The sequence below is a fragment of the Pseudomonas sp. SWRI99 genome, from assembly GCF_014270125.1.
GTDB lineage: Bacteria > Pseudomonadota > Gammaproteobacteria > Pseudomonadales > Pseudomonadaceae > Aquipseudomonas > Aquipseudomonas hamedanensis.
In genome coordinates this window covers 190099-208596 of the sequence record NZ_JABWQR010000006.1, presented here as the reverse complement: position 1 = coordinate 208596, position 18498 = coordinate 190099, and the positions used below count along the sequence as shown (strand labels likewise).

Annotated in this window: 6 protein-coding genes; 4 read left to right on the top strand and 2 right to left on the bottom strand. The window is 62.4% G+C overall.

Annotation, left to right across the window (positions count from 1 at the left end):
• Nucleotides 1-28: 28 nt before the first annotated feature.
• From dsbD to dsbG, 3 genes are read left to right on the top strand one after another with little or no spacing between them, the layout of a single operon-like run.
• A complete protein-coding gene (gene dsbD, locus HU743_RS07350) occupies nt 29-1762 on the top strand; it encodes a protein-disulfide reductase DsbD (protein WP_186647868.1) in 1734 nt (577 codons plus the stop codon).
• The gene (locus HU743_RS07345; RefSeq protein ID WP_186647866.1) at nt 1762-2643 is read left to right on the top strand and encodes a TlpA family protein disulfide reductase; all 882 of its coding nucleotides are present in this window, start codon (nt 1762-1764) and stop codon (nt 2641-2643) included. Before dsbD ends, HU743_RS07345 begins: the two co-directional genes overlap by 1 nt.
• Nucleotides 2619-3389, top strand: a complete 771-nt coding sequence (gene dsbG / locus HU743_RS07340) for a thiol:disulfide interchange protein DsbG (protein ID WP_186647864.1) — start codon at nt 2619-2621, stop codon at nt 3387-3389. The genes HU743_RS07345 and dsbG overlap by 25 nt, the downstream gene beginning before the upstream one ends.
• 102 nt (nt 3390-3491) lie before the next feature.
• Here the strand turns inward: dsbG and HU743_RS07335 are convergent, their stop codons facing one another.
• Both HU743_RS07335 and HU743_RS07330 read right to left on the bottom strand, forming a co-directional pair.
• Nucleotides 3492-4307 (bottom strand): alpha/beta fold hydrolase, encoded by an 816-nt coding sequence (locus HU743_RS07335; RefSeq protein ID WP_186647862.1) that lies wholly within the window; start codon nt 4305-4307, stop codon nt 3492-3494.
• Nucleotides 4308-4501: 194 nt separating this feature from the next.
• Complete coding sequence (locus HU743_RS07330; protein ID WP_186647860.1) at nt 4502-17500, bottom strand: non-ribosomal peptide synthetase; 12999 nt, start codon at nt 17498-17500, stop codon at nt 4502-4504.
• Between the two features lie 368 nt (nt 17501-17868).
• On the opposite strand from HU743_RS07330, the gene HU743_RS07325 reads away from it, so the two are divergent.
• On the top strand, nt 17869-18423 hold the full coding sequence (locus HU743_RS07325; RefSeq protein ID WP_008088195.1) for an RNA polymerase factor sigma-70: 555 nt from the start codon (nt 17869-17871) through the stop codon (nt 18421-18423).
• Nucleotides 18424-18498 lie beyond the last annotated feature (75 nt).

Genomic DNA, 18498 nt, shown 5'->3' with positions numbered 1-18498 from the left:
CCCACTTGCACAGGGACAAGGCTCCTCCATGCGTCGTTTTTTTCTGTTGTTTGCTCTGCTGATCTCCGGTCTGGCCCAGGCCGGAAACAATCCCTTTGAGACGAAACCGGACTTTTTGCCAGTCGACAAGGCATTCGTACTCACCTCCGAACGGCTGGAGTCCGGCGAGACCCAAGTGTTCTGGCAAATCGCCGATGGCTATTACCTGTATCAGAAGCGTCTGAAATTCGATGGGCTGACGCCCGCACAACAGCCGACATTGCCTGCGGGCGAATCCCATAGCGATGAGTTTTTTGGCGAGCAACCGGTCTATCGACAGGGCCTGGAAGTGAAAATCCCGGCCGCCGCCACAGGGCAAATCAAGGTCAGCTATCAGGGCTGCGCGGATGCGGGGCTGTGTTACCCGCCGCAAACCCGGGTGATTGATCTGGGCGGCAAAACGGCGCAGGCCGACAACGCTCAAGCGCCGGATCAAGCCCTCGCCAGCAGCCTGCAACAACGAGCGTTGGGCTGGAGCCTGCTGGTGTTTTTCGGCCTTGGCCTGCTGTTGGCATTCACCCCGTGTTCCTTGCCGATGCTGCCGATTCTGGCCGGCATGATTGTCGGCAGCGGTGCCACACCCCGTCGCGGTTTCGCCCTGGCCAGCAGCTATGTGGTCTGCATGGCGCTGGTGTATGCGGCAATGGGCGTGATCGCCGCACTGCTTGGCGCAAACCTGCAGGCCTGGCTACAGAACCCGTGGTTGCTGGGTGCCTTCGCCGCCGTATTTGTGATACTTGCCCTGCCGATGTTCGGCTTCTTCGAGCTGCAATTGCCCGTGGCGCTGCGTGACCGACTGGAACACGCCTCGCGCAGCCGCAGCGGCGGCAGTCTGATTGGCGCCGGTGTGCTCGGTGCGTTGTCCGGTCTGCTGGTCGGCCCGTGCATGACTGCGCCGCTGGCCGGAGCATTGCTTTATATCGCGCAGAGCGGAAACGCCGTGCACGGCGGCTTGATTCTGTTTGCGCTGGGCATCGGTATCGGTGTGCCCCTGTTGTTATTGGTGACGGTCGGCAATCGTTTTCTGCCCAAGCCCGGCGCCTGGATGAATCTGCTCAAAGGCGTGTTCGGCTTCCTGTTCCTCGCCACTGCGTTGCTGATGCTGCGCCCGGTACTGGACGCTTCGTTGTGGCTGGGTCTGTGCGGTGCACTGCTGTTGATCGCCGCATTCTGCGCCTGGAAACAGTCCGAAGGTTTTGGCCGGGTTGCCCAGTTGTTCGGCGCCAGTTCGCTACTGCTCGGGTTGTGGGGCAGTCTGCTGGTGATCGGCGCGGCGGGCGGCAGCGATGATCCCTATCAACCGCTGCAGGTTTACAGTGCCGGTCGCGCCAGCACGGCGGCACCATCAGGTCACGAGGCGTTTACCACGATCAACGACCCGGTGGCGTTGCAACGCGAACTCGACGCTGCCAAGGCGCAGGGCCAGTGGGTCCTGCTCGACTACTACGCCGATTGGTGTGTGTCGTGCAAAGTCATGGAAAAACAGGTCTTCGGCCAGGCCAAGGTGATGCAGGCGTTGAACGATGTACGGCTGCTGCGCCTGGATGTCACCGCCGACAACGCCGCCAGCCGTGAACTGCTCGGTCGTTACAAAGTGCCGGGACCACCGACTTTCATCTGGATCGGCACGGATGGCGAAGAGCGGCGCAGCCAGCGCATCACCGGCGAAGTCGATGCCGAGGCGTTTCTGCAACGCTGGATCACTACCCGAGACGCCAATTAATGCTGACTTTCACCCTCGGCACCTTCGCCATCGCACTTAACCACCTGCTGCTGATCAGTGCCCTGGCGCTGGCGACGTTTGTCGGCTGGCGGGTGGCCAAACGTGGCGGCGAGAATCCCGAGTCGGCGCTATTCAGCCTGTTTCTGCTGGGCATGCTCGCGGCGCGCATTGCGTTTGTGCTGATGTACTGGCCGCACTACCGCAATGACCCCTGGCAGATCATCGACCTGCGCGACGGCGGTTTCCTCGCCTGGCCGGGGGTGATCGTGCTGCTGCTCGCAGCGCTCTATCGCGGCTGGCGGCGACCGGGCTTGCGGCGACCGCTGGGCTTTGGCGTGGTCAGCGGCGTGGCCTTCTGGTTGCTGGCAACCCTGTCGCTGAACATTTACGAACAGGGCACGCGCCTGCCGGAAATCTCACTGCGCAACGCCGCCGGAGAAACGGTAAAACTCAGCGATTATCAGGGCGGCCCGCTGGTCATCAACCTGTGGGCCACCTGGTGTCCACCCTGCCGGCGCGAAATGCCGGTGCTGGAAAACGCCCAGCAGCAGCGCCCGGACCTGACCTTCCTGTTCGTCAATCAGGCCGAAAGCATGCAAAGCGTGGCGACGTTCCTCGAAACCCAGGGTCTGAGCCTGAACAACGTGTTGTTCGATCGTGGCGGTCGACTCGGTCAGGCCGTCGGCTCCATGGCGTTGCCGACTACGCTGTTCTACAGTCCCGACGGCCGCCTGCTGTCCAGCCACTTGGGCGAATTGTCCAACGCCAGTCTGGCACGCGCCCTGGAAAATTTCGGCGAACCGAACCTGAATTCAAACCCGGCCGCTGCACCGGCCACCTCTGCAAGGAAACTCCCATGCCCCGCCTCCGCCACCTGCTGACGCTGACTCTGGGCAGCGCCCTGCTGCACTTGCCGTCGGTGCAGGCTGCTGAAGAATTGCCCGCCGCGATCAAGCAGATCGAAGCCAAGGGCGCGAAAATCGTCGGCCAGTTCGACGCGCCCGACGGCCTGCGCGGTTATGCCGCGCAATATCAGAACCGCGGCATGGCGCTGTACCTGACGCCGGATGGCAAGCACGTAATGGTGGGCAATCTGTACGACGCCGAGGGCAAGGACTTGAGCAGCGAACCGTTGCAGAAACTGGTCTACGCGCCGATGGCCAAGGAAGTCTGGGCCAAGTTCGAAGCCAGCAACTGGATTCAGGACGGCAACAAGGACGCGCCACGCACCGTGTATCTGTTCAGCGACCCGAACTGTCCGTACTGCAACGTGTTCTGGGAACAGGCGCGGCCCTGGGTCAAGGCCGGCAAGGTGCAGTTGCGCCACATCATGGTCGGGATCATCCGCGAAGACAGCCCGGGCAAATCGGCGGCGCTGCTGGCAGCGAAAGATCCGGCCAAGGCGCTGGAGGACCACGAAAAGGCTGGCAAGGGCAGCTCACTCAAAGCTCTGAAGGATATTCCGGTGGCGGTGCAGACCAAGCTCGCGGCGAATATGCAACTGATGGAAGATCTGGAGTTGCAGGCCACGCCGGCAATTTTCTACATGGACAGCAAGGGTGAGCTGCAACAGCAGCAGGGGGCGCCGACGCCGGAGAAGCTGGTGAAGATTCTGGGGCCGAAATAGTTTTCCGTTGCCTGAACCGGCCCCATCGCGAGCAGGCTCACTCCCACATTGAAATATGTTCACCTGTGGGAGCGAGCCTGCTCGCGAATGAAGCTACTCGGTCTAACGGTTGCACTCGCTCAGAAAGGCCAGCAGCGCCTCAGTGACAAACTCTGGATTCTCCAGATTGGAAATATGCCCCGCCTCCGGCACCAGCACACACGGACAGCCGATCAGTTCAGCCATTTCCCGGGCTTCCGACGGCGGGCGTGGCTTGTCCTGATCGCCGCACAGCACCAGCGCGGTCGCGGCATTCAACTCGCCCAGACGCGGCAACAGATCATCGCGGCCAAAGGTGATGCGCCCCATCGGCACGATGCTTTCGCGCAGGCGATCGGATGAGTAAGCCGCGAGTTTCGCGCGGAAATCCTGATACAGCGCCGACTGCGGATCGATGCCCGGGCGGAAAAAGATCGGCACGACAATGTCGAGCAGTTGCTCGGAGATTTCGCCGCTGTCTTCGATTTGCTTGAACAGCGAGAAGTAGTACTGCTTCGTAGGCTCAGGTTCGACGCCGACGTAAGTGTCCATCAGCACCAGACCGGTTAGACGCTGCGGCGCCGACAGTGCCAGGCGAACGCCCCACATGCCGCCGACCGACAGCCCGACCAGCGTGACGCGGTCAATGCTCAGGTGATCGAGCAAGGCCTGCGCCTGACGGGCGATGTCATCGAGCGATGCAGTCCCTTCAGGCAGCCGTCCCGACTCACCGTGCCCCCACAGATCCAGCGCAATCACCCGATAGTGCGGAGTCAGTGCAGCGATCTGCGGCGCCCACATGGCCTGGTCCCACAAATAACTGCCGGCCAGCAACACGGCCGGGCCGGTGCCTTGATCAATGTAGTGCAGCGCTTGTCCGTCAACCGTAAAAAAAGGCATCGACCACCTCCTGTGAGAAAAAACAGAACCGGCAGACTGAGCTGCCGGATCTTTATCGTCAACCTTGAAAATGTACGGGAATGTACAGTCGCCATTCGCGAGCAGGCTCGCTCCCACAGGGGATTGTGTGAACGACACAAAGCCAGTGTGGGAGCGAGCCTGCTCGCGAAGAGGCCGATGAAAACACCAGAGAACTAGAGCCCCTCCAGCTCCGCCATCAAATCATTCAACCGGTCGACCTTCTCCTCGGTGATATCACTCGCTGCCAGGCCAGCAATGTACTCGGCCAGTTCCTCCACCGTGCCGCACTCGAACATCGCCCGCAGCGGCACATCGCGTTGCAGGCTTTTCTGCACCCGTGAGGCGATCTGCGTGGCCAGCAGCGAGTGCCCGCCCAACTCGAAGAAGTTATCGCGTACGCCGACCTTCTCGACTTTCAGCACTTCGGCCCAGATATCGGCCAGGGTCTGTTCGAGGTCGCTGCGCGGGGCCAGGTAATCCTGGATTTGCAACTGCCCGATCTCCAGCGTTGGCAAGGCCTTGCGGTCCAGTTTGCCGTTAGGGTTGAGCGGCAGCTGCGGCAACCACAGCCAGTGCAACGGCACCATGTATTCAGGCAGTTCGGCGCGCAGACACTGTTTGATGCTTTCCAGGCTTTGGCCCGGATCGAGTGCAGAATCCGCAGCGACCAGATAGCCGACCAGATGCTTGCCATTGACGCCTTCCTGCACGCCGACCGCAGCATCACGCACTGGCGGTTGTTCATGCAGGCGCGCTTCAATTTCACCCAGCTCGATCCGGTAACCGCGGATCTTCACTTGGTGGTCGACTCGGCCGACGTATTCCAGCACGCCATCGCTGCGCCGCCGCGCCAGGTCGCCGGTGCGATACAGGCGTTCGCCCGGTGCGCCGAACGGGTTCGGTACAAACACCGGCGCGGTACGCAACGGGTCGCTGACATAACCGCGACCAACGCCTGTGCCCGCCACGCACAACTCACCCACCGCCCCCAACGGCACCAGCTCCAGTGCGCCATCGAGCAGATACAAAACGTTGTTGTCAGTCGGCGTGCCGATCGGCAAATAACTGCCGCGCGTCGAAGCCCTGTCGACCCGGAAGAAAGACACGTCGTCCGAACATTCCGCCGGGCCGTAAGCGTTGACCAGACTGATATCGGGGTAACGCAGCAGCCATTGATGCGCCAGCTCCGGCGGCATCGCTTCGCCGGTCGGCAGCATCCAGCGCAGGCCGTCGAGGCTCAGGCGTTCGGAGGCAAGCATGCCCTGAATCAGCGACGGCACACTCTCCAACACGGTGATGCCCTGTTCTTGCACATGCATCAGCAAACCTTGCGGATCGTGGGCGATGGTGTTGGGCACGATGTCCACCCGCGCGCCAAACAGCGGCGCGGCGAGGAACTGCCAGACCGAAATATCGAAGCTTTGCGAGGCAGTCTGGGCGATAACATCCGCATCGCTCAGATTCAGATAAGGCACCTTGCTCAACTGGTTGTTGAGCATGCCGCGCTGCTCGACCATCACGCCTTTTGGCAGGCCGGTCGAACCCGAGGTGTAGATCACATAGGCGAGATTGTCCGGGCCGCTGTGAATACCTGGATTGTGCGTCGCGGCGACCGAGGCTTGTATCTCTTCCCATACCAGCAGGCGTGGACGGTTGGAACAGCCAAACGCTTCCAGCAAAGTCTGCGCCTGGTCACGGCAGGCTGCGCTGCACACCAGCAACGGCGTGCGGCTCAGCTCGATGATGCGGCTCAGGCGCTGGCTCGGCAGGCCGGGATCCAGCGGCAGATAACCGGCACCGGCCTTGAAGCTGCCGATGATCATGCCGAGCAAATCGAGGTTGCGCTCGGCGAGCAAGGCTACCGGTTGATCCATCCGCACCCCGGCCGCGACCAATGCATGGCCGAGACGGTTGGCATTGCGGTTCAGCTCGGTATAGCTCAATTGCTGGTCAAGGCAACTGGCAGCAATGCGCTGCGGGTGCTGCTCCACCTGCGCTTCAAACAGCGCAGCGTAGCTCTGCTCCAGCGGATAGTCGTGGCTGCTCTGGTTGCAACCGTTCAGCAGGAAACTTTTCTCCTCATCGCCCAGCAGCGGCAGATCGTCCATGTCACCATGGAAGCCGTCGACCAGCGCCAGCAACAATCGCTTGAACTCGCCGAGCATGCGCTCGACCGTCGACTCGTCGAAGTAACGCTGGTCATACGATAAATGCAGGCCCAGGTCATCGCCCGGATAGCACACCGCCGTCAACGGGAAGTTGGTGTGGGTGCGACCCGAATCCGACGTCGCGTCAAGGCTCTGCGCACGATCCAGTACCGAGACTTCGACCGGCGCGTTTTCGAAGACGAACAGGCTGTCAAACAGCGGCTGGCCTTTCGGCAACTCGCTCTGTTCCTGAATGTTCACCAGTGGCAAGTATTCGTATTCGCGCAGTTGCATGTTGCTGTCGAGCAGAGCGTTGAGCCACTGGCGCACGCTGCTGCGTTGGTCGTCCTCGGGCATCTTCACCCGCAGCGCAATGCTGTTGATGAACAGGCCGACGGTGCGCTGCATTTCTGGCATGTCTACCGGGCGTCCGGCCACTGTCACACCGAACAGCACGTCGCGATCACCGCTCATGCGCCGCAGCACCAGCGCCCACGCCGCCTGGGCGAAGGTGTTGACCGTCAGTTGATGGGCCTGCGCCAGTTCACGCAAACGCACACCGTCTTTGACATCGAGGCGGGTGTAGCAGTCGCCGACGATCATGCCGCCGCTTTCACCGGCGTGTTCACGCAGGAACGGACGATCACTCGGGATCGGCGTGGTGCGCTCGAAGCCTTGCAGGTTCTGTCGCCACCACTGCCGCGCCTCGGTCAGGCTCTGGCGTTGCAACCAGCCAATGTAGTCACGGTAACGCGGTGGCACACTCAACTGGGGTTCGCGGCCTTCGCCGAGGGCGGTGTAGATCTCGAAGAAATCGTTCATCAACAGCGAGCGGCACCAGGCATCGATGAGGATGTGGTGGTTACTCATCATGAACCAGTAGCGCGCCGCGCCGACCTTGATCAGGCGCAGGTGGAACGGCGCTTGATTGAGTAGATCGAAACCGGCCTCGCGCTCGCTTTTCAGCAGCGCTTGCAGCTTCGGTTCCTGCTCGTTTTCGTCGATGGCGCTCCAGTCCAGAGACTCGATCGGCGTGCGCCCCGGCGTGTGAATCACTTGCAGCATGTCTTCGCCGACGTTCCAGCAGAACGACGCACGCAATGCTTCATGACGGGCGACCACCGCTTGCCATGCCTGGGCGAAACGCTCGGCATCGAGTTCGCTGTTGATGCGATAGCGATCCTGCATGTAGTACAGACCGGTGCCCGGTTCGAGCAAGGTGTGCAGCAACATGCCCTCCTGCATCGGCGTCAGCGGATAGACGTCTTCGATGTGCGCGGCGGGCACCGGCAGGGCATCGAGTTGCGCCTGGGTCAGCTTCGCCAGAGGGAAGTCCGACGGTGTCAGGCCACCGGCTTCGTCTTGCAGGCAATGTTCGATCAGGCTTTGCAGTTCGCCGAGGTAAGCCTCGGCAAGATCGTTGATCGTCTGCTCAGCGTAGCGCTCGGCGCTGAAGGTCCAGCGCAGCAGCAATTCGCCGCCGTAGACCTGACTGTCAATACTCAGCTCGTTCGGCAAAGGCGCTTGCGGATCATGGGCAGCGCCGCTTGGCTCATCCACAGGACGGAACAATGCGTCGTCGCCGAAGCTCTGGTCGAACTGGCCCAGGTAGTTGAAGGTGACTGGCGCGTTCGCCAGCGCTGCCATTTGCTGGCGACTGGCGTCATCGGCCAGATACCGCAGCACGCCATACCCCAGGCCTTTGTGCGGCACCGCGCGCAGTTGCTCCTTGATCGCCTTGATCGAAGCGCCCTGCCCGGCGGCTTCTTCGATGGCGTGCGGGGTCAGGCGCAGCGGGTAAGCGCTGGTGAACCAGCCAACGGCACGGGTCAGGTCGATCTCATCGAACAGGGTTTCGCGGCCGTGGCCTTCCAGCTGAATCAGGGCCGATGACTGGCCGCTCCAGCGGCACAGCACACGGGCCAGTGCGGTCAGCAGCAAGTCGTTGACCTGCGTGCGGTAAGCGCTCGGCGCCTGTTGCAGCAACTGCCTGGTGCGCTCGGCATCGAGACGCACGCTGACGGTTTGCGCGTGCAGATTGTGTCGCCCGCCTTGCGGGTTTTCGCACGGCAGATCGGCGCTCGGACCGGCCAGTTGCGCTTGCCACCAGTTCAGCTCTTCACGCAGTGATTCGCTGCCGGCGTAGGCTTGCAAACGCGCGGCCCAGTCCTTGAAGGCACTGGTTTTGGCCGGCAGTTTTACCGCCTGCCCGGCGTCGAGCTGGCGATAGCCAGTTTGCAGATCGTCCAGCAGCACACGCCACGACACGCCATCGACAACCAAGTGGTGGATAGCCAAAAACAGCCGTTGCTGATCATCCGGGCCGTCGACCAGCACTGCGCGCAGCAGCGGACCGTTTTGCAGGTGCAGACTGCGTTGCGCGTCGGCGAACAAGGCTTCGCACTGGTCCATCGAATCGACGCTGAATTGCCAAAGAACGTCTGCATCGGTCAGCATTTGATGCGTCGCTTGCCAAGCGTCATTGACTTCGCTGAAGCGCAAACGCAACGCGTCGTGTTGTTCGATCACGGCCCGCAAGGCCTGCTGCAAACGCTGCGGCTCAAGAATCACGGTCGGTTTTAGCAACAACGCCTGATTCCAGTGCTGACGCTGGGGAATCTCGGTATCGAAGAACCAGTGTTGAATCGGCGTCAGGCGCGAGTCGCCGCTCACCAGACCTTGTTCGGCGCTCACCTGCTGTGTGCGGCTGGCGACAGCGGCGAGGGTCAGCACGGTCTGATGCTGGAACAGATCGCGCGGGCTGAAGTGAATGCCTTGCTGGCGTGCGCGGCTGACCACCTGAATCGACAGAATCGAGTCGCCGCCCAGTTCAAAGAAATTGTCGTTCAACCCCACCTGTTCGACGTTGAGCACCTCGCACCAGATCTGCGCCAGCGCCTGCTCCAGCTCGTTACTCGGCGCTACGTAATCCTGACGATTGAGTTCCGGGTCCGGTGCCGGCAACGCGTGGCGGTCGAGTTTGCCGTTGGCGGTGAGCGGCATGCTCGCCAGCAGAATCAGGTGCGTCGGCACCATGTAGTCCGGCAGTTGTGCCTTGAGGTGCGACTTGAGGGTTTCGCGCAGTTCAGCCTGTTGCGCTTCGCTGTGTCCGGCGACTTCGGTCGCCAGATAGCCAACCAGTTGCTTGCCGCTCGGCGCCTCAAGCGCCAGTACCACCGCTTCGCGGATCGACGGGTGATCGAGCAGACGTGTTTCGATTTCGCCCAGTTCGATGCGGAAACCACGGATTTTCACCTGATGGTCAATCCGCCCCAGGTACTCGACCAGACCGTCGGCACGTTGGCGCACGAGATCGCCGGTGCGGTACATGCGCCCACCGTCAGCAGCAAACGGATCAGCGACAAAACGCTCGGCAGTGATGCCGGGACGGTCGTGATAACCCTGCGCCAGACCGGCGCCACCGACGAACAATTCACCGGTCGCGCCTTGCGGCACCAGGGCCAGATCGGCATCGAGAATATAGGCGACGCGCGCGCCGATCACACTGCCGATCGGCACGCTGCCAGCGCCCTCTTCCAGCACGTCCGGGGCCAGACTGGCCAGCGGCATGACCACGGTTTCCGTCGGCCCGTAGGCGTTGAAAAACGCCGTCGGTTGGAAGGCTGCGCGAATCCGTTGAAGATGTTCGCCGGTCAACGCTTCGCCGCCGGTGATGATCATCCGCACCGGCAGGACTTGGTTCTGCGAGGCGAGGAATTGCGCGAGCTGGCTGCCGTAGCTCGGGGTGAAACCGAGGACGTTGATTTGATGGGTACGGATCAAGCCGCAGATTTCTTCGGCATCCCACTGACCCTGCGCACGCAGCACCACCTGCGCACCACTGAGCAGTGGCACCAGCAGACGCTCGGTGGCGGCGTCGAAGTTGATCGAATAGAAGTGCAGTTCGCAGTCGTCCGGGCGCATGGCGAAACGCTCGGTCACCGCTTGGCAATGCATGGCGATCTCGCCGTGGGAAACCACCACGCCTTTTGGTTTGCCGGTCGAACCCGAGGTGTAAATCAGGTAAGCCTGATGCTGCGGCAGGCTGATGTATGGCAGCTCGCCGGCCGGGTAATCGGCCAGTGCCGCGCGGTCGTCTTCCAGGCACCAGCGCGCCACGCCTGGCGGCAACTCACCGAGGGTCTGGAACATCGCTCGGTCACTGAGCAGCAAACCGATGCGGCTGTCTTCGATCATGTAATGCAGGCGGTCGAGCGGGTATTCCGGATCCAGCGGCACATAGGCGCCGCCAGCCTTGAGAATCGCCAACAGGCCGATGACCATTTCCAGCGAGCGCTCCAGCGCCAGACCGACGCGCACCTGTGGTCCGACGCCGCGCTCGCGCAGCGCCCAGGCCAGACGATTGGCGCGGGCGTCGAGTTCGGCGTAGCTCAGGGTCTGCCCGGCGAAGGTCAGGGCCGGTGCGCCTTTGCGCGACAGCGCCTGCTCGGCAAATAGATGATGGACGCACTGATCGAGACGATGCACGCCCGGCTCGACGCCAAGGCTGTCGAGCAGTTGCTGTTGTTCCGGCGCATCCAGCAGCGGCAGTTCGCTGAGGCGTCGCTGCGGATCGGCGATCAGCGCTTGCAGCAGGTTGCACCAGTGTCTGGCCATGCGCGCAATGGTCGGTTCGTCGAACAGATCGGTGCTGTAGGTCAGGCAGCAACCGAGGCGATGATCCAGGTCGGTGACTTCCAGATTGAGGTCGAACTTGGTCGCCCGCGCATCGTTGGCCAGGTACTCGACCGTCATGCCGGCCAACGTCCGGCTCTGCTGGAATTCCCAGCGCTGCACATTGCACATCACTTGGAACAGCGGGTTGTAAGCGGCGCTGCGCGGTGGCTGCAAGGCTTCAACCAAATGATCAAACGGTAGATCTTGATGCGACTGGCCTTCGATAACCGTATGGCGCACCTGCTCGAACAGTTCACCCACCGACATCTGCCCGTCGAGCTGGCAACGCAGCACTTGGGTGTTGAGGAATGCGCCGATCAGCCCTTCGCTTTCCGGGCGAATGCGGTTGGCCACCGGCGCGCCGATGCGCAGATCGGTCTGGCCGCTGTAGCGGTAAAGCAGCGTGGCGAGCGCGGCGGTCATGGTCATGAACAGGGTCAGACCGTGTTGCGCATTGAAGGCACGAACCCGGGCGGCGAGCTCATCGCTCAGATCAAAGCGGAACAGTTCGCCCTGATGACTTTGCACCGGTGGACGCGGTCGGTCGCCCGGCAGCTCCAGCAGAGGATGTTCACGGCCCAGTTGCGCGGTCCAGTAATCGAGTTGCCGTTGACGCTCGCCGGATTCCAGCCACTGGCGCTGCCAGACGCTGTAATCGAGGTACTGCACCGGCAACGGTTGCAGCGGCGAATCGCGCTCATCGACGAACGCTTCGTACAGCGCGCTGAGTTCGCGGGCGAAAATATCCATCGCCCAGCCTTCGGTGACGATGTGGTGCAAAGTCAGAACGAAGTAATGCTCCTGCTCGGCAGTCTTCACCAGACAGGCGCGCAGCAGCGGACCGGCTTCCAGGTCGAAAGGCTGGTGCGCTTCTTCGTCGGCCAGGTGCTGGACGCTCTGCTCGCGCACTTCGAGCGGCAATCGGGAGAAATCTTTCCAGCCCATGCGCACGCCCATCTCGGCATGCACGTGCTGACGAGCAACGCCATCGATGCTGGGGAACGTCGTGCGCAGGGTTTCGTGACGCAGGATCAGCGCCTGCAACGCCGCCTCGAAATGCTCGACATGCAGCACGCCACGCAAGCGCGCCATACCGCCGACGTTGTAGGCCGGGCTGTCCGGTTCCATTTGCCAGAGGAACCACATGCGCTGTTGCGAATAGGACAACGGCACCGCTTGGCGGCGGTCGACTTTGCCGATCGGCAGTTGCTGGTTGGTGCGGCCGCTGGCCTGGATCAGGCGGATCTGCTCGGCGAAATCACCCAGTTCGCTGTGCTCGAACAACGTGCGCAACGGCAGTTCAACGTCACAGGCCTGACGGCTGCGGGAGATGATCTGCGTGGCCAGCAGCGAATGACCGCCGAGGGCGAAGAAGTCGTCGCGCAGGCCGACCTGCTTCAGGCCAAGCACCTCGCGCCAGATCGCGGCGATCTGTTGTTCCAGTTCACTGGCCGGTTCGACATGCTCACGCACTTGCCACTGCGGCTCGGGCAACGCGCGGCGGTCGAGTTTGCCGCTGGGGCTCAGGGGCATCGCGTCGAGGCGCAGCAGTTGCGCCGGGACCATGTATTCCGGTAATTCAGCGGCCAGAGTGGTTTTCAGGCGAGTGATTTGCTGGTCAGCGTTTTCATCGGCATCAGTCGCCGTGAAGTAGCCAATCAGTTGCGCACCGGCAGCGGTTTCCCGCACCAGCACCACGGCTTGGGCGACGCCGTCCTGAGCGAGCAGACGCGCTTCGATTTCCTGCGGTTCGACGCGAAAACCACGCAGCTTCACTTGCTGATCGAGACGGCCGAGGTATTCGATCACGCCATCAGCTGTCCAGCGCGCCCGGTCGCCGGTGCGGTACAAACGCGCGCCCTGCTCGCCCAGCGGATCGACAACAAAGCGTTCTGCCGTTAACGCCGCGCGGCCGAGGTACCCCCGGGCCAGACCGATGCCGCTGATGCACAGCTCCCCCGACACACCGGCAGGCACAGGGTTGAGATCGGCATCGAGGATGCGGCAGACCACATTGCCCAACGGGCGGCCAATCGGCGAGCGCTCACCATCGGCGCTGGTGCAATGCCAATGGGTAACGTTGATCGCGGTTTCGGTCGGGCCGTAGCGGTTGTGCAATTGCACCGCCGGCAGTTGCGCCAGCACACGGTTGCGCAGCTCGGCAGGCAGTGCTTCACCGCCCGAAAATATCCGGCGCAGGCTAGTGCATTCAGCCGTCAGTGGCTCATCGATAAACAGCGCCAGCAACGGCGGCACGAAGTGCAGCGTGGTCACGCCATATTCCTGAACCAGCTGCGCGATGCGATGCGGGTCGCGGTGTTCGCCCGGGGCAGTAATCAGCAGGCGCGCGCCGGTGATCAGCGGCCAGAAGCATTCCCACACCGACACGTCGAAACTGATCGGCGCCTTTTGCATCAGCACGTCAGTTTCATCGAGACCGTAGGTGTTCTGCATCCATTGCAGACGTTCGGCCAGCGCGGCATGAGTGTTGCCGACGCCTTTCGGTTGCCCGGTAGAACCCGAGGTGTAAATCACGTAAGCAAGGTTGTCGCCGTGCAGGTGCAGACCCGGTGCCTGGCTCGGCCAGTTTTCCAGGTGCAACGCGTCCATGGCGATCACACTGACGCCCGCGCTGGCCGGCAAGCGCTCAAGCAGTTCGGTCTGAGTCAGCAGCAATTCGACGCCACTGTCGCTGAGCATGTAGGCCAGGCGCTCCGCCGGGTAATCCGGGTCCAGCGGCACGTAGGCGCCACCGGCCTTGATGATCGCCAGCAGACCGATCAACAGTTGCGGCGAACGTTCGGCGGCGATGGCCACGCACACGTCCGGGCCGACGCCTTTATCGCGCAGGTAATGGGCCAGACGGTTGGACTGCGCGTGCAACTCGGCAAAATCGAGGCTGCCGCCGGCCCACATCAGCGCGGTGCGTTGTGGGCTTTTGCGCAGTTGATCGTCGAGCAGTTCCGGCAGCCACTGCTGCGCGGGAGTGCACGGTGCCACGCTCCAGTCGTCCTGCAGATGTTGCTCGCTGACGGTCAGCAAGCGCAGATCGCCAATCGCCTGCTGCGGCCGTTCGCAGACTTCGCTCACGAGGTTATGGAAATGGTCGGCCAGTCGCTCAATGGTCGCGCCATCGAACAGTTCGCTGGCGTAGTCGAACGACAAGGTCAGCAGACCATTGCGGTCTTCTTCGCTGTGCAGTTGCAGGTCGAACTTGGCTTCGCGGCTGTGCCACGGCAGCTCTTCGGCGAGCAGGCCCGGCAAGCGTTTAAGCGCGCTGAGGTCGCGCTGCTGATGGTTGAACATGACCTGAAACAGCCCCTGCTCACGGGCTTGCGGGAAGGCCTCGAGCAGTTGCTCGAACGGCAAATCCTGATTCGCCTGGGCGCCGAGTGTGGCCTGGCGGGTCTGAGCCAGCAGTTCGACAAACGGCAGGCGCGAATCGATCTGCGCACGCAGCACCTGGGTATTGATGAAAAAGCCGATCAGGCCTTGGGTTTCCAGACGCGGGCGGTTGGCGTTGGGTACGCCGATGCGAATATCGCGCTGGCCGCTGTAGCGGTGCAACAAGCTTTGGAATGCCGCGAGCAGCAGCATGAACGGCGTGGCTTCATGCGCCTGGGCGGTCTGCCGGATCGCCTCGCTGAGCTTCGCGCTCAAGCGCACACTGTGGCGCGCGGCGCTATGGCTGTGTTGCGCCGAACGCGGGTAGTCGGTGGCCAGTTCCAGCGGCGAATGCTCCTCGCCCAACTGCGCTTTCCAATACGCCAGTTGTCGCTCGCCCTCGCCTTGCTCCAGCCATTGGCGCTGCCAGGCGCCGTAGTCGGCGTACTGGGTGGGCAGCGGCGCGAGCTCGGCGCGCTGGCCTTGCGAAGCGGCGGCGTAGAGGCGCGAGAATTCGTCGATCAGCACGTTCAGCGACCAACCGTCGGCAATGATGTGGTGCATCGTCACCAGCAGCTGGTGGTCTTCGCCAGCAAGGCGCACCAGAGTCACCGTGAACAGTGGGCCGTGTTGCAAATCGAATCGGGTGCGTGCCGCGTCTTCGCGGATCTGTTGCGCGTGCACCTCGCGCTGGTCGGCTGGCAAGTCGCTGAGGTCGATGCGTTGCAGGTTGAGCTCGGCGGCGGTAACGACTTGCTGCAAAGCCACGCCGTCACGTTCGAAGAAGTGCGTGCGCAGGGATTCATGGCGCTCGATCAGCTGCTGAAAACTCACGCGCAGCGCGTCTTCATCCAGTTCGCCACGCAGGCGCAGGCCGCCGGGAATGTTGTAGGCGCTGCTGTGCGGATCGAGTTGCCAGGTGATCCAGAGACGGTTTTGCGCCAGCGACTGCGGCAGCGGTTCGCTGCGCGACAACACGGTGATTGCAGCTTGGGCGCTGGCACCGTCCTGTTGCTGTTGCGCCACGGCCGCCGTGAACGCGGACAGGGTTGGCGCTTCGAACAGCAAACGCAGGTTCAGCTCCAGCGCCAGTGCTTCGCGGACCCGGGCAATCACTTGAGTGGCGGCGATCGAATTACCGCCGAGCAGGAAGAAGTGGTCGTCGGCGGCGACCTGTTCGACGTTCAGCTGTTCGGCCCAGATTTGACCGATCAACGCTTCGAGGCCCGAGGTGCTGGCAGCCGGCGTTTGGGGTTCGGCGCTCGTCGACGGGAACACTGCGTAACTGTCGAGGCTGCCGTCGGCCAGACGGCTGCGGCACGCCGAACGCTGGAGTTTGCCGCTGGAGGTTTTCGGCAATGCGCCCGGATTGAGCAGCACCACCACGCTTGGCGCTTCCTGACAGGCTTCGGCGACGGCTTGGCGAATGGCTTTGATCAGCGCGTCGGGTGGCAGAATTTTCTGCACGCTGCGGCTGATTTCCGCGGCGATGCCGATGCCCTCGTCGCCATTCTGATTGACCGCGAATGCCGCCACCCGGCCCTTGCGCACCACTTCCACTTCGCGCTCGACGGTCTGTTCGATGTCCTGCGGATAGAGGTTGTGACCGCGCACGATGAGCATGTCTTTCAGGCGCCCGGTGACGAACAGCTCCCCGGCGCGGATGAAGCCCAAATCCCCCGTGCGCAGCCAGGTGCGACCGGCGTGCTGAACGAAAGTCTTCGCGCTGGCTTCGGGGTTGCGCCAGTAACCTTGGGCAATGCTCGGGCCGGTGGCCCAGACTTCACCGACGGTGTTGTCGGCCAACTCTTCAAGCGTATTCGGTTCGACAATCAGCACCGCATGTTGCGGCTGGCTGATGCCGCAGCTCATGACCGGGCTGCCGTCGCCCGGCTCGGCGCGGTTTTGCGCCAGCGCCTGATCGTCCACGCGTAACGCTGGAATGCCGGTGCCGCGCGGCGTGCCGGCGACAAACAGTGTGGCCTCGGCCAAACCGTAAGACGCCATGAAACTGTTTTTGCTGAAAGCACACGCGGCGAATTTTTCGGCGAAGCGCTCAAGGGTGTCGAGGCGAATCGGTTCGGAGCCGGAATACGCCACGCGCCAGCGGCTCAGGTCGAGTCGCTCAAGTGCCGATTCGCTGACCCGCTCGCTGCACAAGCGGTAGGCGAAATCCGGGCCGCCACTGATGGTCCCGCCGTATTGGCTGATCGCTTCCAGCCAGCGCAAGGGCCGCGCCAGAAAATACGCCGGCGACATCAGAATGCACGGCACGCCGCTGAAAATCGGTTGCAGCAGACCGCCGATCAGGCCCATGTCGTGGTACAGCGGCAACCAGCTGACGATAACGTCGTTCGGGTTAACGTCGATACCGAAGCCGTGACGGATCAGCAGTTCGTTGGCGACCAGATTGCCATGGCTGACTTGCACGCCTTTGGGCAGCGCGGTGGAGCCGGAGGTGTATTGCAGAAAAGCGATGTGTTCGGGTGGCAGGGGCGGTTCAACCCAGCGCTCGGCCAGCGCGCTGTCGAGGGTGTCGACACACAACAGCGGCGGCGCGCCTTCAATGTGCTGCAAGGCCTCGCGCAGATCGGCACTGGTCAGCAGCAAGCGCGGCTCGGCGTCGGCAATGATCGACAGCAGACGTTCCTGATGATGACGGCGTGCGGATTCCGGCGGATAGGCGGGCACTGCAATCACACCGGCGTACAGGCAACCGAAAAACGCCGCGACGTAGTCCGGACCACTGGGAAACAGCAGCACCGCGCGATCGCCCGGCTCAGCTTCGGCCTGCAACGCGGCGGCGATGGTGCGCGCCCGCTGATCCAGTTCGCGATAACTGAGTACCACAGCCTGCTCTTCGTTTTCGGCAAGAAAACGCAAGGCCAGTCGGTCCGGTGTCAGCGCGGCGCGGCGCTGCAGGGCTTGGACCAGTGTGCTGGGGAGTTCGAACGCGTCGGTCATGAGGTTTCCTGCCTGAAATCGGCTTGCCAGTGGAATCGGGTTGCTGCAACACGCCCATCGAAAGGCGCGCGGGGCACGGTCTGGGCCGACCGCGCAGGGCTTCGCAAAGCTGTCTGGCCGGGCGTTGTAGCCCAGACCATTCACCAATGAGAACGGATGACCTCTGGAAATAATTAGTCGGCAGGCTCGACGCCCAACGGCGCCGGGGTGCGGCAGCGTGCCGCAGTTCGCAAAACACATCGACTTACAGCACTACTTCTCTTTCTCATTTGACAATCATTATCATTCAACATAATTTGTCGCTCGATGTGTAGGACGGCCCTGCCCCCCAGGCCCTCCACTAACCTATTGGCAGCAAGGTGATTTCCATGACGGAACAGGTATCCACAAGCAGGTGCGATTCACCGCTACTTCAGGCATTTGTCGACAACCGACTGATTCTGGTAAAGATTGCAGCGCGCATTACCGGCTGTCGGTCACGCGCCGAAGATGTGGTGCAGGATGCGTTTTTCCGCCTGCAATCGGCGCCACCGATCACATCGTCCATCAAGGCCCAACTGAGCTATCTGTTTCAGATCGTGCGCAACCTTGCCATCGATCACTACCGCAAACAGGCGCTGGAACAGAAGTACTCCGGCCCTGAAGAGGAAGGGCTGAACGTGGTCATTCAGGGTGCTTCGCCGGAAACCTCGCACATCAACTTCTCGACCCTGGAACACATCGCCGATGCGCTGACCGAGCTGCCCAGCCGCACCCGCTACGCGTTCGAGATGTACCGTTTGCACGGCGTGCCGCAGAAGGACATTGCCAAGGAGCTCGGCGTATCGCCAACCCTGGTCAACTTCATGATTCGTGATGCGCTGGTGCACTGCCGCAAGGTTTCGGGCAGCCGGCGGGATGCGGTGATCGCGGGTCGCCGCTAGTCTGTCGGATCGATGCGCCTCCGATCGCGAGCAGGCTCACTCCTACATTGGTCCTGTGTTCACAGTTCGAGTGTA